We start from the raw sequence: 20,190 nt of genomic DNA, 5'->3' as shown, positions 1-20,190 counted from the left end.
GTCACGCCGTCCCCGTCAGGATCCGGGTGAGGTCGGCGACCGTCGGAGCCGTCCAGCGTGCCTGTCCCGCCTCGGCGGTGGTGCCGTAGCCCCACTCGACGAACACGGTCGGAATACCCCAGTGCCCGGCGCCGTGTACGTCGTGCTCGCGGTCACCGATCATGACGACGTCGGCGGTGCCGCCCGTCGTCGCCGGCAGTCCCAGCCCGCCGAGGACGTGTCCGATGACGTCGGCCTTGGCGCGCCGCGACCCGTCGCTGCTGGCGCCGCCGATCACCTCGAAGTAGTCGGCCAACCCGAAGTGCTCGAGAATCCGGATCGCGAACTTCTCCGTCTTGGACGTCGCGACCGCCATCCTCGCCCCGGTGGCACCGGCCGCCGCGAGCATCGCCTCGACGCCGTCGTACACCTGGTTCTCGGACCAGCCGACGGCGTCGTACCGCTCGAAGTACGCGGCCAGGGCCGCCGCGGTGGCCGCGTCGTCGAGCCCCATGCCGCGCATCGAATCCATCAGCGGTGGTCCGATGACCGTCCCGAGCATTTCCGCGGTGGGGGCGGGCGCACCGACCGCGGCCAGCGCGTGCCGGAAGCCGTTGTGGATGCCGAGTGCGGAGTCGGTGAGGGTGCCGTCGAGGTCGAACAGCAGGACTGGCGCGAGGGGTGCAGCGGTCGTCGTCACCCATCCATTGTGATCGGACGTCCGCGGCGGTGCGCACCGGCTCGCGCCGTAGGCTCGACGGCTATGGAATTCGGTTCGGGAACGGCGCTCGACGCGCTCGCGCGCTTGCGGCACCACGGCGACGCCGAGGCGGCTCCCGGACTGCTCGACTTCGCGGTGAACGTGCAGGGAGACGGCCCGCCCGAGTGGCTGCGGCGCCGACTCGCCGACGCGTTGGCCGGGCTGGGCCGGTATCCCGCCGAGGCGTCCGACCGGCGGGCGCGGGAGCAGGTCGCGGCCCGGCACGGGCGTGCGCCCGACGAGGTGCTGGCACTGGCGGGCGGCGCCGAGGGGTTCGCGATGCTGCCGCGACTGGGGCCGCGTGAGGCCGCGCTGATCCACCCGTCGTTCACCGAACCCGAACTCGCCCTGCGCGAGGCGGGGGTCCCGGTCACGCACGTGAGATTGGACGCGCCGTACCGGCTCGATCCGTCGGCGGTGCCGGAATCGGCCGACCTCGTCGTCATCGGTAACCCCACCAACCCGACGTCGGTGCTGCACCCGGCGACCGACGTCCTCGCGCTGCGGCGGCCGGGCCGGATCCTGGTGGTCGACGAGGCGTTCATGGACGCCGTCCCGGGCGAGGCGGCGTCGGTCGCCGGGTATTCCCTGCCCGACATCCTGGTGCTGCGCAGCCTGACCAAGACGTGGGCGCTCGCCGGACTGCGGTGCGGGTACGCCCTCGGCCATCCCGACGTCCTGGACCGGCTGACAGTGGGGCGCCCGCACTGGCCCGTCGGGAGCCTGCAGCTCGAAGCGATCGCCGCGTGCAGCGAGCCCGCCGCCGTGGCCGAGGCGGGACAGATGGCGCTGCGGATCGGGGCCGACCGCGACACCGCGGTGGCGCTGCTGCGGGACGCGGGGATCGCGGTGCACACCCCGGCTGCCGCGCCGTTCCTGCTGCTGCACCTGCCCGACGGCGAACGCATGCGCACCCACCTGCGGGGGAGGGGCGTCGCGGTGCGCCGCTGTGACACCTTCCCGGGCCTGGGCCCCGATTTCCTGCGCATTGCGGTTCGGCCGCGAGCGATGACCGAACATTTGATCACGACCATGAGGGAGATTCTGTGACCGCAACCTCGACGACCGTCCCGACCCTGGCGGACGTGATCGGCGCACTCGAGACGGCGTACCCCCCGGCGCTCGCCGAGTCCTGGGACTCGGTGGGCCTGGTGGCCGGCGACCCCGCCGACGAGGTGCGCAAGGTGGTCGTCGCGGTCGACGCGACCGCCGCCGTGGTGGACGAGGCGCTCGCGAGCGGTGCCCAGCTGTTGCTGGTGCACCACCCGCTGCTGCTGCGCGGCGTCGACACCGTCGGCGCACACACGCCGAAGGGCGCGCTGCTGCACCGCCTGATCCGCGGTGGCTGCGCGCTCTACAGCGCCCACACCAACGCCGACCGCGCCGACCCGGGAGTCTCCGACGCGCTCGCGGGCGCGTTGGGCCTCGTCGCGACGCGCCCGCTGGTCCCGATTCCGGACACCGCCACCGACAAGTGGGTGGTGATGGTCCCCACCACCGACACCGTTCGGGTCCGCGAGGCGTTGTTCGCGGCGGGGGCCGGCGAGCTCGGCGACTACCGCGAATGCAGTTGGACGGTGACCGGCGACGGTCAGTTCCGCCCGCTGCCCGGGGCGGCCCCGACGCTCGGAGTCGTCGGGGAGGTCGAGGCGGTGCGCGAAGACCGTGTCGAGGTGATCGCACCGCGCCGGTCGCGGACCCGGATCCTGGCCGCGTTGCGGGCCGCGCATCCGTACGAGGAACCGGCGTTCGACGTGTTCGAGACGGCGGACTTCCCCGGCAGCCGCGGGCTCGGACGTATCGGCGAACTACCCGAACCGCAGACCCTGCGGGAGTTCACCGCCCTTGTCGCCGCGGCGCTACCCCGGACGGAGTGGGGCGTGCGGGCGGCCGGCGACCCCGACCGCGTCGTTCGGACCGTCGCGGTGTGCGGTGGCTCGGGCGATTCGCTGCTGGACACGGTGTCCGGGCTCGGTGCCGACGTCTACGTGACCGCGGATCTGCGACATCATCCGGCCGACGAGCACCTGCGCCGAGGCGGGCCGGCCCTCGTCGACGTGGCGCACTGGGCCAGCGAACAGCCGTGGTGTGCGCAGGCCAAGGGAGTGCTCGACGGCCGCTTCGGAAGCGTCGACGGGTGGGACGTGCGGGTCACCGAACTGCGCACCGACCCGTGGACGGTCGCCTGCCACTGACGCAGGCGGCGGCGGGGTGCCCGATGTGGTCGGTACACCGCGCCGTCGGGGGTACGGTTGACACCTGATCTCGGCCCGTTCGAGAACTCGTGACCAACAAGAACACAGCAGGAGCTTCCACGCGTGAACGTCGATCCCTCAGTGCAGTCCAAGCTTCTCCAGCTCGCCGGTGTGGACACCGAGCTGGCACGGCTCGCGCACCGTCGCTCCGCCCTGCCCGAGCAGCAGGAAGTGGAGCGGCTCGAGGCCGAGCGGCTCTCCCGCAAGGACGCCGCCGTGGCCGTGGAGATCGTGCTCGACGACCTGGATCGCGACATCAAGAAGCTCGAGGGTGAGGTCGACGCCGTCCGCCAGCGTGAGACCCGGGACCGGAAGCTGCTCGAGGGCGGCACGCTGGCGCCGAAGCAGCTGTCCGAGCTGCAGCACGAACTCGGCAGCCTGGAGCGCCGGCAGCTCGTCCTCGAGGACGAGCTGCTCGAGGTGATGGAGCGCCGTGAGGCGTCGCAGGCCGACCACGACCACGCGGGCGCACGCCTGACCCAGGTCGAGGACGAACTCATCGACGCCGAACGCCGCCGCGACGACGCCGTCGCCGACCTCGACAAGGCGCAGGAGCGCTGCGACGCCGATCGTTCCGGCCTCGTCGGGCTCTTCCCCGACGAGCTGCTGGCGATCTACGAGAAGCAGCGCGCCGAGCGCGGTGTCGGTGCGGCGTTGCTGCAGGCCCGCCGCTGCGGAGCGTGCCGCATCGAGATCGACCGGGGTGAGCTGGCCCGGATCGCCGCCACCCCCGCCGACGTCGTCGTCCGATGCCCCGAGTGCAGCGCAATCATGGTGCGCACCAAGGAGTCCGGTCTGTGACCTCGGATCGTGTCGTCGTCGAGGCCGACGGCGGATCCCGCGGTAATCCCGGCCCGGCAGGCTACGGCGCGGTGGTGTTCGACGCCGACCGTGGCCGGGTGCTCGCCGAGCGTCGGGAGTTCCTCGGGGTGGCCACGAACAACGTCGCCGAGTACCGCGGACTGATCGCCGGTCTGGCCGCGGCCCGGGACCTCGGTGCCCACGAGGTGGACGTCCGGATGGACTCCAAGCTCGTCGTCGAGCAGATGTCGGGACGCTGGAAGGTCAAGCACCCGGACATGATCCCGCTCGCACAGCGCGCGCGGGAGCTGGCCGACGGGTTCGCCCGGGTGGACTTCACGTGGATCCCGCGAGCCGAGAACTCGCACGCCGATCGCCTCGCCAACGAGGCGATGGACGGGGAGGACGCCATCACGTCCGGGTTCGCGGATACCGACCCGGCGACCGGCTCCGAGACTTCCCCCGCGACCGACACCGAGTCCGCCGCCGCGACGTCCCCCGGCTGGACCGGCGCGGTCGGTGCGCCGACCCGCATGCTGCTGCTGCGCCACGGCCAGACCGAACTGTCCGTCGAACGCCGGTACTCGGGCCGCGGCAACCCGCCGCTCACCGCGTTCGGGCGTACCCAGGCGCGGTCGGCGGCGCAGCGGATCGCCGACAAGGGCGCGATCGCCGCGGTCGTGAGCTCACCACTCGGCCGGGCCCGCGAGACCGCCGCCGCGGCGGCTGAGGCGCTGGGACTGCCGGTCACCGTCCACGACGGCCTGATCGAGACCGATTTCGGCAAGTGGGAGGGGCTGACGTTCGCCGAGGCCCAGCAGCTCGACCCCGACGTTCACACCCGCTGGCTGTCGGACACGTCGGTGCGCCCGCCGGAAGGCGAGAGCTTCGACGAGGTGCGGGCCCGGATCGAGACGGTCCGGGACGACCTGACGGCGTCCTATCCCGGCGCCAACATCCTGGTCGTGACGCATGTGACGCCGATCAAGACACTGCTCCAACTGGCGCTCGACGTCGGACCGTCGCTGCTGTATCGCCTGCATCTGGATCTGGCGTCGCTGAGCATCGCCGAGTTCTACCCGGACGGCGGTTCGTCGGTCCGGCTGGTCAACGATACGTCGCACTTGTAGGGCCGTCGTCGTGCCTCGGCAACGCGACGCCGAGGAACACCAGTACCACGCCGGCCACGAGGTGGAGCCAGCTCGACGCGTAGTTGATCGACATGAAGTTCGATGCCGTGTCGGGCCGGATCACCAGCCCGTACACGGCGAGCATCACGGCGGCCAGGCCGCTGGCGATGAGGAACATCTCCGCGGTGGCCAGCTTGCGCGACATCGCCATTCCGATCGCCCCGGTGACGATGTGGGCGAGGTTGTGCAGGACGGAGACCTCCATCAGCCCGAACATGCGCGCGCCCGTTCCGGGGCCGGCCAACGCGATGTCGTCGACACCCGACGTGACACCGGGCACGAAACCGAGCAGCCCGGTGGCCAGCAGCGCGGCCGCGACGACGGTCGTGGCGAGTTGGGTCGTCGTCCGGGCGAGGCCCTCGGGCTCGTCCATCGATTCCACCTCCGGTGGCAGCACGGTTGCTCGACTCCCGGTTACCCATTCTCCCAGCACTCCCACGCGGTGGGCATCCGATTGGATTACGGATGGACGGCAGGCGTAGCCTCGACCGTTGTGAACGCCCTGCTGACCTGTCGCCGCTACGTCGACAACTGTCTGCAGGCGAGCGCGGTCTGTCACTGCTGACACCCGGTCGACCACTCGAGTCCCGGGACGGCTCTCCATCTCCGAGCCTTCCGTGCGTCCATCCCGGTCGCGCGCGTGTCGTCGTGCGCCGCCGTCTCCACATCTTCACCCGAAAGGCCAAAATGTCGGCCCCTACCCTCGACGCGCCCTCCCGGCGCGCCCTGCCCAAGTGGGCAACCTCGTTCGGCCCGCAGATCGTCGCCGGTCTGATCCTCGGCGTCGTCCTCGGACTGATCGCCCGCGCCATGCCCGACGCGGCCGACGGCAACGAGAACTGGCTCGTCGGCACCGTCAAGACGATCGGCTCGAGCTACGTGGCGTTGCTGACCGTCGCGGTCATCCCGCTGATCTTCACCGCGATCGTCAGTTCCATCGCGAACCTGCGCAACGTCGCGAACGCGGCCCGTCTCGCAGTGCAGACGCTGCTGTGGTTCGCGATCACTGCGTTCATCGCGGTACTGATCGGCATCGTCGTCGGCTTGATCACCCAGCCCGGGTCGAACACCACCGTCGACGCCACCAAGGCGACCGAGCCCAAGACCGGCGGCTCGTGGTGGGCGTTCCTCACCGGCCTGGTACCGCAGAATTTCCTCGGGCTCGGCGCCAAGACCACCGTCACCGGCGACGCGGCCTCCGGATTCTCCGCGACCACGTCGCTGAGCTTCAACGTGCTGCAGCTGCTCGTCGTCGCGATCGCTATCGGCATCGCCGCCCTCAAGGTGGGTGAGAAGGCCGAGCCGTTCCTGAACTTCAACGCCGCGCTGCTCGCGATCGTGCAGAAGGTGCTGTGGTGGATCATCCGCCTCGCCCCGATCGGGACCGCGGCGTTGATCGCCAAGGCCGTCGCGACCTACGGCTGGGATGCCATCGGCCAGCTCGGCGTGTTCACCATCGCCATCTACATCGGCCTGGCCATCGTCTTCTTCGTCGTGTACCCGATCATCATTCGCGTGCACGGCCTGTCGGTGAAGAACTTCTACTCCGGTGTGTGGCCGGCGACCCAGTTGGGCTTCGTCTCGCGGTCCTCGATCGGCACGCTGCCGCTCACCGAGCGCGTCACCGAACGCAACCTCGGTGTGCCGCGCGAGTACGCGTCGTTCGCGGTGCCGCTCGGTGCCACCACGAAGATGGACGGCTGCGCGGCGGTGTACCCGGCGATCGCGGCGATCTTCGTGGCCCAGTTCTACGGCATCGATCTGAGCATCACCGACTACCTGCTCATCGTCGTGGTGTCGGTGATCGGCTCCGCCGCCACCGCGGGCACCACCGGCGCCACCGTGATGTTGACGCTGACGCTGTCGACCCTCGGCCTGCCGCTCGCCGGTGTGGGTCTGCTGCTCGCGGTCGAACCGATCGTCGACATGGGCCGCACCGCGCTCAACGTCACCGGCCAGGCGCTGGTTCCGACGATCGTCGCGAAGCGGGAGGGCATCCTCGACGAGGAGTTGTACAACGCACCGCGCCAGGGCGATCCGTTCGCGGACGAATCGCTCGAACCGGCCCGCTGACCGCGGTCACAGGACCAACCACAACGCCGTCGTCGCCGCGACGATCGTCAGTGGTGTGGTGGCCAGCCCGAGCTTGGTGAACGTGCCGAGCTCGGGCCGGCACCCGCCGGCCGCTGCGACGCGGCGCCACAGCATCGTGGCGAGCGAACCGACGTAGGTGAGATTGGGCCCGAGATTGACCCCGATCAGCAGCGCCAGCACCAGTCCGGTCGGCGCGCCCGGCCCCAGCGCTGCGAGCAGCAGCAGCGTCGCCGGGAGATTGTTGAGCAGGTTCGCGGCGACGGCCGCGATCGCGGCGGTCGCCAGCATGCCGACGAGACCGGCGTCGTCGGGCAGACGTTCGCCGATCCACTCGCCGATCGGTCCGGCGGCCACACCCGCCACCACCACACCGAGCGCCAGGACGAACGCGCAGAACCACACGTCGGCGGCGTAGACGATGCGCTTCGGCGTCGTGCGTCCGTCCCTGAGCGCCGGCACCGCGAGCACCGCGGCCCCCGCCGCCGCGATCCACCCCGGCGTGACACCCACCAGCCCGCCCAGCGCGAATCCGGCCAGCGTCGCGGCGAGCACCGCCAACGCCAGAACCGGAGCGGGCTCCGCCGCCGTCGTCGCTGTGGGGAGGGGGCCGTCCGGGCCGGTCAGTTCGCGGCGGAAGAACACCAGGAAGATCGCGAACTCGATCACCACCGTGACCAGCCACGGCAGCGCCATCACCGCCGTGAAGTGGACGAAGGTCAACCCCGTCGCGGAGAACGCGATCAGATTCGTCAGATTCGACACGGGCAGCAGCGTCGACGCCGAATTCGACAGGTGGGCCGTCGCATGCGCGCCGGGACGCACCGAGACGCGCAGTGCCCGCGCCGCCCGGATGACGACCGGTGTGAGCAGTACGACGGTCGCGTCGAGGCTGAGGACGGCAGTGGTTGCGGCGGCGACCGCGAAGACGAGCGCGAGCAGGCGTCGGGGATGACCCCCGCCCGTCCGCGTCAGGACACCCGCGACCCAGGTGAACACCCCGTGCGCGTCGGCGAGGTGGGCGAGCACGAGGATCGCCGCGAGGAATCCGACCGTCGGTGCCAGGGCGGTGATCTCGTCCCATGCCTGGCTCGGCGTGACCACGCCGACAGCGAGTGCGACGAGGGCGGCCGGGCCGGCGACAACTATCTCCGGCAGCCCGCGCGGGCGTGTGACGGCGAAGATCAGCACAGCGGCTACCAGCAGCACCGCCACAATCGTCACCGACGAATGATGTCACGCAGCGGCTACTTCAGCAGTTTTACCAGGGTGCGCAGATTGCGAGTGGTGGTCACCGACTTGAGTTTCGGCTTGCCCGTGTTCTTCCCGAAGGTGCTGTCGAGCGTGCGCCCACGCTCGACCTCCCAGTACAGGACATTGTCGCCGCCCGCGATGCGCTCGATGTCCGGGTCGAGCCGGTCTTGCACCTCGAGCAGTCCGCCAAGCACCGACGGCTCGGCGGTGAACATCACGTACGGGTGCCAGCCGGCGCGTTCGGGATCGAACGGGTAGGCGTCGACGATCCGGGCCAGCGTCGCCGTCTCGAGCACGAACACCCACGCCTCGTACCCGAACACCTTCCGGAGTGCGGTCTCGATGGTGGCCTTCAGGCCGGCGACGTCCACCTGGTCGGAGGAGAACAGGACGTTGCCCGACGCGAGGACGGTCTTCACCTCGTCGAACCCGAGGTCCACGAAGACCTGCCGCAGGTCGGCCATCTTGATGTTGATCCCGCCGACGTTGATTCCCCGCAGAAGTGCCACGTAACGCGTCATGGCGCGACGATAGTGCCGAGCACCGACACCGCGGGTTCGGACACGGCGACCGCACCCAGTAGTCTTGTCGTGCGGACGAGTTGGCCGGGCGGCCGCGGCTACGGGAACCGACATCCTCGAGGTGTCAGGCCCGGGGCCGAGGAAAGTCCGGACTCCACAGAGCAGGGCGGTTGCTAACGGCAACCCGAGGTGACTCGCGGGACAGTGCCACAGAAAACAGACCGCCGACGCTCAGGCGTCGGTGAGGGTGAAAAGGTGCGGTAAGAGCGCACCAGCGCCCCGGGTGACCGGGGCGGCTAGGTAAACCCCGCCCGGAGCAAGGTCGAAGGCCGCACCGGTGTCCTCCGGGACCACGGGTGCGGCTGCGCAGGTGTTCGAGGGCTGCTCGCCCGAGCCTGCGGGTGGACTGCTCGAGGTACCCGGCGACGGTGTGCCCAGATGGATGGTCGCCACCCGGCGCGCGAGCGCAGGGGACAGGATCCGGCTTACACGCCAACTCGTCCGCCCACACGCCGATACGACGAAGGCCCCCGGTGCACACCGGGGGCCTTCGGCTGCATGTCCTACTGGAAGTAGCCGCCGATCGGGTTGATCATGAGCAGCTTGGCCCAGTACTCGGCGCCGGTCTGGCCGAGGTAGGGAAGAAGCGTGTCGAAGATGATGTAGGACATGCGGGGCTCCGATCTGTGACGCCAGCGCGTCGAGAATCCAGTGACGCGAGGCGTCGGCGAGAATGCGCGGTACGCGCAGAGATTAGCAGTCGGCAGCGTTTTGTCACAGACCCACGTCCACGACTTCACCGTGATGTCACGCGGCCGTCACACGCCGGTCCCGGATGGCGTGGTGGCCGTGCGTTCGGCGGGGCACACTGTGGGGTATGAGCGACGACGACAAGCAGTGGTACTTCAGCCTCAGCGACGGATCGGTCAGCCAGGGTAAGGCGGCCAACGTGTTCGACCGGATGGGACCGTATCCGGACCGGGAGAGCGCCGAGCGGGCGCTGCAGACCGCGGCCGAACGGAACAAGGCCGCGGACGACGCGGACGACGAGTGGAACGCCTGACCTGACCCGCCTCGGACCGTCGGCGCGGCTCGCGCCGGCGGCCGGGGACGCCCGGGGTGTTGCGCGGGAGCTGCCTCAGGACTTCCGCTCGAGCCGTCGGTAGGCGCGCCGAATCGCCTTGACGTGCTGCGGCAGGGCGTCGACGGCACGATCGGCCCGCTGCTCCTCGGTGGCGTACAGCAGCCCGTACGTGAAGGTGTCCTCGTCGTCCTCGCGGGCCTGCGCGACCGTGTCGATGATCCACGCGCGGGCAAGCACGCCGTCCTGGTGATCGCCCAGGACCGTCTGCAGAGCCTTTGCGGCACTGCCGACATCGGCCGCCGACGGCTCGGCCACCGCGACGGCCTCGGCGGCGTACCGGAGTTTCTTGGCCCGCTTGCGAACCCGGTGCAGTGCCGGCCCCGCCTCGGCGCCGTCGTCGAGGAGCCGGCGGACCTTCTTCGCAGCCTTGCGGAGCTGGCGGTGGGCCTTGTCGAGGCCGGAGCGCAGGGTCACCTCCGCGGGGACGGGGTGCCGGCCGGAAGTGATCTCGTCGAGCAGCGCGCACAGCGCCGCGAACCGCGGCTCGTCGAGGCTTTCCACCGCGCTCGCGTGGGCGGCCCGGTACAGGTCCTGTTGCGTCCCGACCAGCCGCTGGTGCACGGACCCGACGACGAGGTCACCGGGTTGTGCGTCGATGAGGGCGGAGAAGCGCTCGGCGAGCACCTCCGCGTCCCGGGCCTTGCCGAGAACCGATCCGAGCCAGCGCAGTTCGGCGCGCGCCGTGCGGGTTGCCTCCGACGGGAACGCGTGCTTGTACGAGCCGAGCAGACTGCGCAGGCGGCGGGTGGACACGCGCATCTGGTGGACGGAATCGTCGGCGTCCGCGCGCACGTCGACGGCGAGCGACACCAGTCGCTCGTAGTGTCCCCGCGCCGCGGGAACGATCACGTCGGGCACCGAATCTCCACGCCCGTGCTTCTGTGCGGCCACGCTTCAGGTCTACCAGTGCCGGTGGCTACGCGTCGACCGAAACCGTCAGGCGCGGAAGCGGTCCGTGGCCTCGACCAAGTGGTGGGTGATGCCGGGCTCGGCGGCCGCGTGGCCGGCGTCGTCGACGATGTGCAGTTCGGAGCCGGGCCACGCCCGGTGCAGCTCCCACGCGCTGGTGGCGGGGCAGACGACGTCGTAGCGGCCCTGCACGATCACACCCGGGACGGATTCCAGAACAGCGGCATCGCGCAGCAGTTGGCCCTCGTCGATGAAGCCCGCGTTGCGGAAGTAATGGTTCTCGATCCGCGCGAATGCCAAGGCAAATCGCGGCTCGGACGTCTCGTCGATCCGTTCGGGGCGGGGGAGCAGCGTGCTGGTGGCGCCCTCCCAACCGGACCACGCGATCGCCGCTCGCACGGCGACATCGGGATCGTCGGAGTGCAGCAGCTCGTGGTACGCCTCGACGAGGTCGCCGGAGCGCTGCTCGGGCGGAATCGGCGCGAGGAACTGCTCCCATCGCTCGGGAAAGAGGTTCCCGGCGCCGCCGTTGTAGTACCAGTCGATTTCGGTGCGGCGCAGCAGGAAGATGCCGCGCAGCACCAGTTCGGTGACGCGTTCGGGGTATCGCTGCGCGTAGGTCAGGGCCAACGTCGATCCCCAGGAGCCGCCGAAGACCTGCCAGCGGTCGACGCCGAGATGCTCTCGGAGCGCTTCGATGTCGGCGACGAGGTGATCGGTGGTGTTCACCGAGAGGTCCGCGCCGTCGGCGACGTGGGGCGTGGACCGCCCGCAGCCGCGCTGGTCGAACAGCACGATCCGGTAGGCCGCGGGATCGAAGAAGCTGCGGTGCGCGGGATCGGTGCCGCCGCCCGGACCGCCGTGCAGGAAGACGACCGGCTTGCCGTCGGGATTTCCGCTGACCTCCCAGTAGACGCTCTGCCCGTCACCGACGGACAGGAATCCCGTGCGGTGCGGCGCGATCGGGGAGTACGGTGTCCGCACGGTTCAGAAGCCGATCAGCGCGGACGCGAGATCGGGGATCTCGAGCGCGTACAGCGCACCGTCGCGCACCTGCGGACATTGCGCGCTGGTGATCGCGTCGACCTGCCCGCGGTCACCGGCGAGCTTCAGCAGGTCGACGCCGTTCGTGGTGGCCCACGAGATCACGACGGTGTTGAGCCCGCCCTTGCCGATCGTCGGCGTGTAGGTGCGCCAGTTCTGCAGTTGCTCGTCGATGTCCGAGCACAGCTGCGCAGCCTGGGCGTCGGTGACACCGGTGACGGAACCGCTGTTCCCGCCTGCTGTGGCCGAGGGCTGCGGGACCGACGTCAGCGCGGACGTCTGTGCGCTGTTACCGGGCGTCGGGGAATCGCCGGTGCTGCTGCACCCGCCGACGAGGGCGGCGAGTGCGGCGGTCGCGGCGGCGGTCGCCGCGAGGCGTCCTCGGCGTGCGGTCATGGATGCACCTCGGTTCTGATCGGGGGTGGCTGCTGCGCAGTCCGGAATGTCGAGTGTGCCAAAAAACGGGAAGGCCGTCCGATCTCGTCGGCCGGCCTTCCCGTCGTCTGTCGTGTGGGCAGCGTCAGAAGCTGTGCTCCGCGGCGGGGAAGGCCCCGGACTCCACCTCGGAGGCGTAGGCGGCCGCCGCGTCGCGCAGAGCGGTTCCGACCTCGCCGAAGCGCTTGACGAACTTCGCGGTCTTACCGCTGGTGTACCCGGCCATGTCCTGCCACACCAGCACCTGGGCGTCGCACTCGTTACCGGCGCCGATGCCGACGGTCGGGATGGTGAGCTTGCGGGTCACCTGTCCGGCGAGTTCCGCCGGGACCATCTCCATGACGACGGAGAACGCACCGGCCTCCTGGACCGCGATCGCGTCGGCGACCAGCTGCTCGGCGCCGTCGCCGCGGCCCTGCACCCGGAATCCGCCGAGGCTGTTGACGGACTGCGGAGTGAAGCCGATGTGGGCCTGCACGGGAATGCCGGCCGCGGTGAGCGCCGCGATCTGCGGGGCCACACGCTCGCCGCCTTCGAGCTTGACGGCGTGCGCCTGTCCCTCCTTCATGAAGCGGAACGCGGTCTCGAGCGCCTGTTGCGGGGAGGCCTCGTAGCTGCCGAAGGGCAGGTCGGCGATTACCAGGGCGTGCGGTGCGCCGCGCACCACGCCGCGCACCAGGGGAAGCATCTCGTCGATCGTGACCGGCACAGTGGTGTCGTATCCGTAGACGACGTTCGCGGCCGAGTCGCCGACGAGGAGGACCGGGATGCCGGCTTCCTCGAACAGTCGGGCGCTCGAGTAGTCGTATGCGGTGAGTTCGGCCCAGCGGGTGCCCTCGGCCTTCATCGCCTGCAGGTGATGGATGCGGGTCTTGCGCTTGGGGGCCGCGGGTGCGGCGGAGCCGTAGACAGCGTTTTCGGACATCGTTGTCCCTTTCTGGCCTCGAGGCCCGCCGTGCGGGTCCCCGGGTGGGATGCTGACGCGTCTCAGTCTGCCACCGCGTCGCGAAGCCTCGTAGGGCTGTTTCGGTGCCGTTCGTCACACCCGGCCGCGCCCCTCTCCCGCGTTCAGTGGCTCGACCGGGGGTTCAGGGTCGCGTGGCACGATCTAGGTATGCAGTCCAGACCCCGCTTGTTCGTGGCCGCTGCGATCGGGACGGTGGCCGTCCTGGCGGCCGGCTGCAGCTCGGCGGACAGATCGGACACCGTCGTCGGGACGCCTGTGGCCGAGGCCGTCGCCGGCGCGGGCGAGGTGCCGCCCGGACTCGAGGCGTTCTACACGCAGCAGATCACGTGGGGGTCGTGCGACGGCTTCGCCACCGACGGGGACGAGTTGAGCCCGTCGCTCGAGTGCGCGAAGGTCACGGTCCCGCTCGACTACGCCGCGCCCGCCGGGGACACCGCACAGATCGCGATCTCGCGTGCGCCGGCGACCGGGGCCCGGCTGGGTTCCATCCTCGTCAATCCCGGTGGCCCGGGTGCGTCCGGACTGAGTTCGGCGTCGATCACCGAGGGCACCGAACTGGCCGAGCGGTTCGACATGATCGGCTTCGATCCGAGGGGGATCGGCGCGTCCACACCCCAGGTGCGCTGCCTGACCCCGCAGGAGAGCGACGCCGAGCGGCGCGACGCGGACGTCGACATGAGCCCCGCGGGGATCGCGTACGTCGAGGAGAAGAACCGAACGTATGCCGCCCGCTGCGCGGAACGCTCGGGGCTGCCCCTGCTCGCGCACGTCGGTACCCGCGAAGTGGTGCGGGACATGGACGTCATCCGCTCGGTGCTGGGCGACGCGAAGCTGAACTACCTCGGATTCTCGTACGGCACTCGGATCGGCACGCAGTACGCGGAGACGTTCCCCCGGAACGTTCGGGCGATGGTGCTCGACGGCGCTCTCGACCCCGAGCAAGATCCGGTCGAGGAGGTCGTGCTCCAGGGAGCGGGCTTCCAGCAGGCGTTCGACGCGTTCGCCGCGGAGTGTGCGCAGACGTCGAACTGCCCACTCGGCACCGATCCGAGCGCCGCGAACGCGCGTTTCCGGGCCCTCGTCGATCCGTTGGTCGCGCGACCGGCCGCCACCACCGACCCGCGGGGCCTGAGCTACTCGGACGCGATCACCGGTGTGACGCAGGCGCTGTACTCGCCGAGCCTGTGGAGTTCGCTGCGCGGCGGGCTGTCGAGTCTCGCGGAAGGCAACGGCGACACGCTCCTGCTGCTGGCGGACCTGTACGAGGGGCGAGCCGACGACGGCAGCTACTCGAACATCAACGACGCGTTCAACGCGATCCGGTGTGTCGACGATCCGCCGCTCACCGACCGGGTTGTGGCCGGGGAGGCCGACATGCGGTACCGGGAGGCTGCCCCGTTCCTCGACGACGGGCGCGGGACCGGCAACGCACCGCTCGACGCGTGCGCGTTCTGGCCCGTGCCGAACACCGGTGCGCCGCACGCGATCGACCCGGCGTCGGTCGAGGGGTTGCCGACGCTCGTGGTGGTGTCGACGACGCAGGACCCCGCCACCCCCTACCAGGCGGGCGTGGACCTGGCGAAACAGTTGGACGCCGCGCTGGTGACGTACCGGGGCGCGCAGCACACCGCGTCGTTCGACGGTGTCGCGTGCATCGACGATCCGCTCACGCGGTACTTCGTGGACCTCACGGTTCCCGATCCGGACCTGACGTGTTGAGCTGCGCCGACGAGACCGATTTCACGATGTAACACAGATTTAACGCGATGTGCTTACGCTCGCGAGCATGGATCGCCAAAAGGAGTTCGTGCTACGCACCCTCGAAGAGCGAGATATTCGGTTCGTGCGGCTGTGGTTCACCGACGTCCTCGGCTACCTGAAGTCGGTGGCGATCGCGCCCGCCGAACTCGAGGGCGCCTTCGAGGAGGGAATCGGCTTCGACGGCTCCGCGATCGAGGGCTTCTCGCGGGTCTCCGAGGCGGACACGGTCGCCAAGCCGGATGCCTCGACCTTCCAGATCCTGCCGTGGGCACACAAGGACGGCGCCCAGCATTCGGCGCGCATGTTCTGTGACATCGCGATGCCCGACGGCACCCCGTCCTGGGCCGATCCGCGGCACGTGCTGCGCCGCCAGCTGGCGAAGGCCAGTGACCTCGGCTTCTCGTGCTACGTGCACCCCGAGATCGAGTTCTTCCTGCTGGAGAACGGGCCGATCGACGGCAGCCCACCGGTCCCCGCGGACAGCGGCGGCTACTTCGACCAGGCCGTGCACGATCGGGCACCGAACTTCCGTCGCCACGCGATCGACGCGCTCGAGTCGATGGGCATCTCGGTGGAGTTCAGCCACCACGAGGCCGCGCCGGGCCAGCAGGAGATCGACCTGCGTTACGCCGACGCGCTCTCGATGGCCGACAACGTGATGACGTTCCGGTACGTCGTCAAGGAGGTCGCCATCGACGAGGGTGTGCGGGCGTCGTTCATGCCCAAGCCTTTCGGTGATCAGGCCGGTTCGGCGATGCACACGCACATGAGCCTGTTCGAGGGCGACACCAATGCCTTCCACAACCCGGACGACCCCAACCAGCTGTCGGCGACCGGTAAGGCGTTCATCGCCGGCATCCTCGAGCACGCCAACGAGATCAGTGCCGTCACCAACCAGTGGGTGAACTCCTACAAGCGGCTCGTCCACGGCGGCGAGGCGCCGACGGCCGCGACATGGGGCCCGTCCAACCGGTCCGCGCTGATCCGCGTGCCGATGTACACGCCGAACAAGGCGTCGTCGCGGCGCGTCGAGGTCCGCAGCCCCGACTCGGCATGCAACCCGTACCTGACGTTCGCCGTCCTGCTCGCCGCCGGACTGCGCGGCATCGAGAAGGGCTACGAGCTGCCGCCCGAGGCGGAGGACGACGTGTGGGCGCTCACCGGTGCCGAGCGTCGCGCCATGGGCTACAAGCCGCTGCCCGGCAGCCTGGCCGAAGCCCTGGCCGAGATGGAGAAGTCGGAACTCGTCGCCGAGGCGCTCGGTGAGCACGTGTTCGATTTCTTCCTCCGCAACAAGCGACGCGAATGGGAGGAGTACCGCAGCCAGGTCACTCCCTTCGAGCTGAAGGCCTACCTCGGCCTGTAGGGCCGATCCGACCAGGAAGATCCCGAGAGGTGACGCGCGTGCCCCGTCCGGCCGGTCCATGTTCCGCTGGTGACGACGTCCGGACGGGGGTGCTCCGGTGAAGCCTCCGTATGCTCGCTCGGCGGTCCCCGGGGTCGGCCGACTGGGGCTCGTGGAGCCCACGGCTCCGGACGAGCTGAAGGCGATCGGCTGGTCCGACCTCGACTCGGTCGAGTTGCTCTGGTCCTTGTCGCGGGCCGCGAATGCCGATTTGGCCCTCCGCACGCTGGTGCGCATCCAGGAGGGGCTCGGCGACGCGTGGGCCGAGCTCGACAGCGCGTTGCACACCGACAAGGGCCTGCGCGGCAGGCTGTTCGGGCTGATCGGTGCGTCCAGCGCGTTCGGTGACCACCTCGTCGCGGACCCGTCGTCGTGGAAGCTGCTGGCGGGCGAGATGACGCTGCCGTCGAAGGAAGAGCTGACGCGGCGGCTGCTCGCGTGCGTCGGCGCCGTCCCGGAGACCGGCCCGAACGCGTCGTCGATGCTGTACCGCGCCGAGCTCACCGGGCCGGAAGCGATTGCCGCTCTCCGCAAGTGCTATCGGGACCAGATGATGGTGCTGGCGGCTGCGGACCTCGCCGCCACCGTCGAGAACGAGCCCGTCGTCCCGTATCAGACCGTGGGGCACCAGCTTTCCGACATGGCCGACGCCGCGCTCACCGCGGCCCTGGCGGTCGCCGTCACCGCGGTGTCTCCCGACGAGCCGTGCCCGGCACGGATCGCCGTCATCGCGATGGGCAAGTGCGGTGCGCGGGAACTCAACTACGTGAGCGACGTCGACGTGGTGTTCGTCGCGGAACCGTCCGATGCGGTCTCGAGCCGCATCGCGGGCGAGATGATGCGTATCGGGTCGGCGGCCTTCTTCGAGGTCGACGCAGCCCTGCGTCCCGAGGGCAAGCGGGGCGAGCTGGTCCGCACCCTCGACTCGCACATCGCGTACTACAAGCGGTGGGCCAAGACGTGGGAATTCCAGGCGCTGCTCAAGGCCCGGCCGATGACCGGCGATCTCGACCTGGGGCGGCAGTACACCGAGGCCCTGGGCCCGATGGTGTGGACGGCGGCCGAGCGCGAGGACTTCGTGCCGGAGGTGCAGGCGATGCGCCGCCGGGTCGAGAACTCGGTGCCGCCGGAACTGCGTGAGCGGGAACTCAAGCTCGGTCGCGGGAGCCTGCGGGACGTCGAATTCGCCGTCCAACTCCTGCAATTGGTGCACGGTAGGGCCGACACGTCGCTGCGGGTCAAGAGCACCGTCGACGCCCTGACGGCTCTCGCCGCCGGGGGATACGTCGGTCGCGACGACGCCGCGAACCTCACTGCCTCGTACGAGTTCCTGCGCCTGCTCGAGCACCGCCTGCAGTTGCAGAAGCTCAAGCGCACCCACACGCTGCCGCCGCCGGACGACGAGGAAGCGTTGCGCTGGCTCGCTCGCGCCGCGCACATGCGCCCCGACGGGCGCAACGACGCGCTCGGGGTGCTGAATGCGGAGATCAAGCGCAACTCGCACCGGGTGCGGCGCCTGCACGCCAAGCTGTTCTACCGTCCGCTGCTCGAGTCGGTGGCGCGGATCGACAAGGAAGCCCTGCGGCTGAGCCCGGACGCCGCGGTCCGCCAGTTGGCCGCGCTCGGCTACTCGGCGCCGCAGAACGCGCTCGGCCACCTCACCGCCCTCACCGGTGGGGCGTCCCGCAAGGGACGCATCCAGGCCCTGCTGTTGCCGACGTTGCTCGAATGGCTCGGTGACACACCGGATCCGGACGCCGGCCTGCTCGCGTACCGGCGCCTGTCCGACGCCCTGGTCGACGCCACGTGGTTCCTGCGGCTTCTGCGGGACGAGGCGTCCGTGGCGCAGCGTCTCATGACGGTGCTCGGGTCCTCGGCGTACATCCCGGACCTGCTCATCAAGGCCCCCGACGTGATCCGGCTGTTCGCGGACGGCCCGTCCGGTCCGCGACTGCTCGAGCCGCAGCCCGAGGATGTCGCGCGGGGCATCCTGTCGTCGTCGGCGCGGTACGTCGACCCGGTGCGGGCCATCGGTGCCGCCCGCTCGCTGCGCCGCTACGAGCTGGCGCGCGTCGCGAGCGCCGACATCCTCGGCATGCTCGACGTCCCGCAGGTGTGCAAGGCGTTGTCGTCGGTGTGGGCGGCGGTACTCAATGCCGCGCTCGCGACGGTGATCCGCGCGCACGAGGCGGAGGCGGGAGAGCCCGCACCGGCGCGGTTCGCGGTGATCGGCATGGGTCGCCTCGGCGGCGGCGAACTCGGCTACGGCTCCGACGCGGACGTGCTGTTCGTGTGCGAGCCGCACGAGGGCGTCGACGAGACGCGGGCGGTGAAGTGGGCCAACTTGATCGGCGACCGGGTGCGGACCCTGCTCGGCGCTCCCAGTACCGACCCGCCGCTCGAGGTGGACATCGGCCTGCGGCCCGAGGGACGGAGCGGCCCGCTGGTGCGGACACTCACGTCGTACGAGGCGTACTACGCCCAGTGGGCGCAGGCCTGGGAGGTGCAGGCGCTCCTGCGGGCCCACGCGGTCGCGGGGGACGCCGAGCTCGGGCTGCGGTTCCTGCACATGATCGACAAGACCCGATACCCCGAGGGTGGGGTGTCGGAGCAGGCGGTGCGGGAGATCCGGCGGATCAAGGCCCGCGTCGACTCGGAGCGGTTGCCGCGCGGCGCCGACCCGGCCACGCACACCAAGCTCGGTCGCGGCGGCCTCGCCGACATCGAGTGGACCGTGCAGCTGATCCAGTTGCGGCACGCGCACGAGATCCCGTCACTGCACAACACGTCGACCCTCGAGACGCTGGACGCCATCGGTGCGGCGGAGTTGTTGAGCGAGAGCGACGTCGAGCTGCTGCGCGACGCCTGGCTGCTCGCCACCAAGGCACGCAACGCGCTGGTGCTGGTGCGCGGCAAGCCCACCGACCAGTTGCCCGGACCGGGCAAGGTGCTCGCCGCCGTCGCGCAGGTGGCCGGCTGGCCGGGCGGCGACGCCAACGAGTTCCTCGACAACTACCTGCGGGTCACCCGGCGGGCGAAGGCCGTGGTGCAGAGGGTGTTCGGAGGGGAGTGATCGTGAGGTCGGAAGTGTCCGAGGTATCGGTCGTCGAGGGCGGGGTACCGCTCGTCTACACGTTCGGCGATCTGATGAGATACCACGGGCCCAGCGCGCCCGGCGGTGTGGCGCACGCGTTCAAGGTGCTCGAACGCGCGCTGCCGTTGCTGGACGAGGGGCACCCGATCGAGCGTCGTGAGGTGGAGATCGCCACGGCGCACGGCGGACCGGGCGTGCGGGACGCGTTCGAGATGGTGACGCGCGCCGTCTCGGGCGGTCGGTACGTCGTGGATCCGGCGCTGGCCCGGCCGGAGCGCGGAAGCACACTCGCCAACTACGTCTTTCGGCTCGACTACCGCGGTTCCTCCGTGACGCTGCAGGTGCGCGACGGATTCGTGGCGGACGAGTTCATCGAACTGGTGAACAGGAGTGGGCGCAACGACGCCGAGGAGTCCCGCCTGGTCGTGCTGAAGCAGGAGATGACGGACCGGTTGCTGGCGGTGCCGGCCACCGAGGTCTACGACGTCGACTGAGAAACTCCCCTCCGACAGCTGAAGGGTCCCTTCGGTGCCTCCGAGCGCACGAAGGGACCCTTCAGCTGTGTGGGGGGGGGGGGCTT

18 protein-coding genes and 1 other RNA gene are annotated in these 20,190 nt (G+C 70.2%); 11 read left to right on the top strand and 8 right to left on the bottom strand.

Annotation, left to right across the window (positions count from 1 at the left end):
* Nucleotide 1 precedes the first annotated feature (1 nt).
* Nucleotides 2–679, bottom strand: a complete 678-nt coding sequence (locus C7H75_RS15180) for an HAD hydrolase-like protein (protein ID WP_064059014.1) — start codon at nt 677–679, stop codon at nt 2–4.
* Nucleotides 680–742: 63 nt separating this feature from the next.
* Between C7H75_RS15180 and cobC the strand changes: the two genes are divergently transcribed.
* The 4 genes from cobC to C7H75_RS15160 all read left to right on the top strand — a co-directional run bounded on the left by cobC (nt 743) and on the right by C7H75_RS15160 (nt 4,925).
* Nucleotides 743–1,789, top strand: a complete 1,047-nt coding sequence (gene cobC, locus C7H75_RS15175; protein WP_106851544.1) for an Rv2231c family histidinol phosphate aminotransferase CobC — start codon at nt 743–745, stop codon at nt 1,787–1,789.
* Entirely contained in the window at nt 1,786–2,934 is a 1,149-nt protein-coding gene (locus C7H75_RS15170; protein ID WP_106851543.1) for a Nif3-like dinuclear metal center hexameric protein, read from the top strand. The genes cobC and C7H75_RS15170 overlap by 4 nt, the downstream gene beginning before the upstream one ends.
* A 123-nt stretch (nt 2,935–3,057) precedes the next feature.
* Entirely contained in the window at nt 3,058–3,795 is a 738-nt protein-coding gene (locus C7H75_RS15165) for a zinc ribbon domain-containing protein (RefSeq protein WP_084847209.1), read from the top strand.
* Nucleotides 3,792–4,925, top strand: coding sequence for a bifunctional RNase H/acid phosphatase (locus tag C7H75_RS15160; protein ID WP_106851542.1), 1,134 nt, complete (start codon nt 3,792–3,794; stop codon nt 4,923–4,925). Before C7H75_RS15165 ends, C7H75_RS15160 begins: the two co-directional genes overlap by 4 nt.
* Here the strand turns inward: C7H75_RS15160 and C7H75_RS15155 are convergent.
* Entirely contained in the window at nt 4,903–5,358 is a 456-nt protein-coding gene (locus C7H75_RS15155; RefSeq protein WP_233281772.1) for a DUF4383 domain-containing protein, read from the bottom strand. The genes C7H75_RS15160 and C7H75_RS15155 overlap by 23 nt on opposite strands.
* Nucleotides 5,359–5,672: 314 nt before the next feature.
* Here C7H75_RS15155 and C7H75_RS15150 point away from each other — a divergent pair, with 314 nt between their 5' ends.
* On the top strand, nt 5,673–7,058 hold the full coding sequence (locus C7H75_RS15150) for a dicarboxylate/amino acid:cation symporter (RefSeq protein WP_069856512.1): 1,386 nt from the start codon (nt 5,673–5,675) through the stop codon (nt 7,056–7,058).
* A gap of 6 nt (nt 7,059–7,064) precedes the next feature.
* Here the strand turns inward: C7H75_RS15150 and C7H75_RS15145 are convergent, their stop codons facing one another.
* Together C7H75_RS15145 and C7H75_RS15140 are read right to left on the bottom strand one after the other, a co-directional pair.
* Nucleotides 7,065–8,300, bottom strand: a complete 1,236-nt coding sequence (locus C7H75_RS15145; RefSeq protein WP_106851541.1) for an SLC13 family permease — start codon at nt 8,298–8,300, stop codon at nt 7,065–7,067.
* A 23-nt stretch (nt 8,301–8,323) separates the two neighbouring features.
* Nucleotides 8,324–8,851: a DUF1697 domain-containing protein gene (locus tag C7H75_RS15140; protein WP_064079277.1), complete on the bottom strand. Its 528-nt coding sequence runs from the start codon at nt 8,849–8,851 to the stop codon at nt 8,324–8,326.
* Between the two features lie 76 nt (nt 8,852–8,927).
* Here C7H75_RS15140 and rnpB point away from each other — a divergent pair.
* An RNA gene (rnpB, locus tag C7H75_RS15135) (RNase P RNA component class A) lies at nt 8,928–9,355 on the top strand.
* Between the two features lie 373 nt (nt 9,356–9,728).
* Complete coding sequence (locus C7H75_RS15130) at nt 9,729–9,914, top strand: hypothetical protein (protein WP_005512404.1); 186 nt, start codon at nt 9,729–9,731, stop codon at nt 9,912–9,914.
* A gap of 75 nt (nt 9,915–9,989) precedes the next feature.
* On the opposite strand, the gene C7H75_RS15125 is transcribed toward C7H75_RS15130, so the two are convergent.
* The 4 genes from C7H75_RS15125 to panB form a co-directional block, all read right to left on the bottom strand.
* Complete coding sequence (locus C7H75_RS15125) at nt 9,990–10,886, bottom strand: CHAD domain-containing protein (protein ID WP_005512405.1); 897 nt, start codon at nt 10,884–10,886, stop codon at nt 9,990–9,992.
* Between the two features lie 45 nt (nt 10,887–10,931).
* Entirely contained in the window at nt 10,932–11,888 is a 957-nt protein-coding gene (gene pip, locus C7H75_RS15120) for a prolyl aminopeptidase (protein ID WP_081120467.1), read from the bottom strand.
* Between the two features lie 3 nt (nt 11,889–11,891).
* The gene (locus C7H75_RS15115) at nt 11,892–12,344 is read right to left on the bottom strand and encodes a hypothetical protein (RefSeq protein WP_081120466.1); all 453 of its coding nucleotides are present in this window, start codon (nt 12,342–12,344) and stop codon (nt 11,892–11,894) included.
* A gap of 124 nt (nt 12,345–12,468) precedes the next feature.
* Complete coding sequence (gene panB, locus C7H75_RS15110) at nt 12,469–13,308, bottom strand: 3-methyl-2-oxobutanoate hydroxymethyltransferase (RefSeq protein ID WP_005512410.1); 840 nt, start codon at nt 13,306–13,308, stop codon at nt 12,469–12,471.
* A gap of 189 nt (nt 13,309–13,497) precedes the next feature.
* Between panB and C7H75_RS15105 the strand changes: the two genes are divergently transcribed.
* The 4 genes from C7H75_RS15105 to C7H75_RS15090 all read left to right on the top strand — a co-directional run bounded on the left by C7H75_RS15105 (nt 13,498) and on the right by C7H75_RS15090 (nt 20,104).
* The gene (locus C7H75_RS15105) at nt 13,498–15,069 is read left to right on the top strand and encodes an alpha/beta hydrolase (RefSeq protein WP_081181856.1); all 1,572 of its coding nucleotides are present in this window, start codon (nt 13,498–13,500) and stop codon (nt 15,067–15,069) included.
* A 67-nt stretch (nt 15,070–15,136) separates the two neighbouring features.
* On the top strand, nt 15,137–16,477 hold the full coding sequence (gene glnA / locus C7H75_RS15100; RefSeq protein ID WP_013416420.1) for a type I glutamate--ammonia ligase: 1,341 nt from the start codon (nt 15,137–15,139) through the stop codon (nt 16,475–16,477).
* Nucleotides 16,478–16,574: 97 nt separating this feature from the next.
* The gene (locus C7H75_RS15095; protein WP_013416419.1) at nt 16,575–19,589 is read left to right on the top strand and encodes a bifunctional [glutamine synthetase] adenylyltransferase/[glutamine synthetase]-adenylyl-L-tyrosine phosphorylase; all 3,015 of its coding nucleotides are present in this window, start codon (nt 16,575–16,577) and stop codon (nt 19,587–19,589) included.
* Nucleotides 19,590–19,603: 14 nt separating this feature from the next.
* Nucleotides 19,604–20,104 (top strand): hypothetical protein, encoded by a 501-nt coding sequence (locus tag C7H75_RS15090; RefSeq protein ID WP_106852021.1) that lies wholly within the window; start codon nt 19,604–19,606, stop codon nt 20,102–20,104.
* The last annotated feature ends 86 nt before the right edge of the window (nt 20,105–20,190 follow it).

The organism is Rhodococcus (subgen. Prescottella) equi (genome assembly GCF_003013675.1).
Taxonomy (GTDB): Bacteria; Actinomycetota; Actinomycetes; order Mycobacteriales; family Mycobacteriaceae; genus Prescottella; species Prescottella equi.
The sequence above is the reverse complement of the archived record's forward strand: the minus strand, read 5'-3'. Positions and strand labels throughout refer to the sequence as shown.

Excerpts from the sequence above, each read along its gene's own strand:
- C7H75_RS15115 (WP_081120466.1), bottom strand. The coding sequence starts at position 12,344 with ATGACCGCACGCCGAGGACGCCTCGCGGCGACCGCCGCCGCGACCGCC.
- C7H75_RS15130 (WP_005512404.1), top strand. The coding sequence starts at position 9,729 with ATGAGCGACGACGACAAGCAGTGGTACTTCAGCCTCAGCGACGGATCG.
- cobC (WP_106851544.1), top strand. The coding sequence starts at position 743 with ATGGAATTCGGTTCGGGAACGGCGCTCGACGCGCTCGCGCGCTTGCGG.
- C7H75_RS15105 (WP_081181856.1), top strand. The coding sequence starts at position 13,498 with ATGCAGTCCAGACCCCGCTTGTTCGTGGCCGCTGCGATCGGGACGGTG.
- C7H75_RS15140 (WP_064079277.1), bottom strand. The coding sequence starts at position 8,851 with ATGACGCGTTACGTGGCACTTCTGCGGGGAATCAACGTCGGCGGGATC.
- panB (WP_005512410.1), bottom strand. The coding sequence starts at position 13,308 with ATGTCCGAAAACGCTGTCTACGGCTCCGCCGCACCCGCGGCCCCCAAG.
- C7H75_RS15150 (WP_069856512.1), top strand. The coding sequence starts at position 5,673 with ATGTCGGCCCCTACCCTCGACGCGCCCTCCCGGCGCGCCCTGCCCAAG.
- C7H75_RS15155 (WP_233281772.1), bottom strand. The coding sequence starts at position 5,358 with ATGGACGAGCCCGAGGGCCTCGCCCGGACGACGACCCAACTCGCCACG.
- glnA (WP_013416420.1), top strand. The coding sequence starts at position 15,137 with ATGGATCGCCAAAAGGAGTTCGTGCTACGCACCCTCGAAGAGCGAGAT.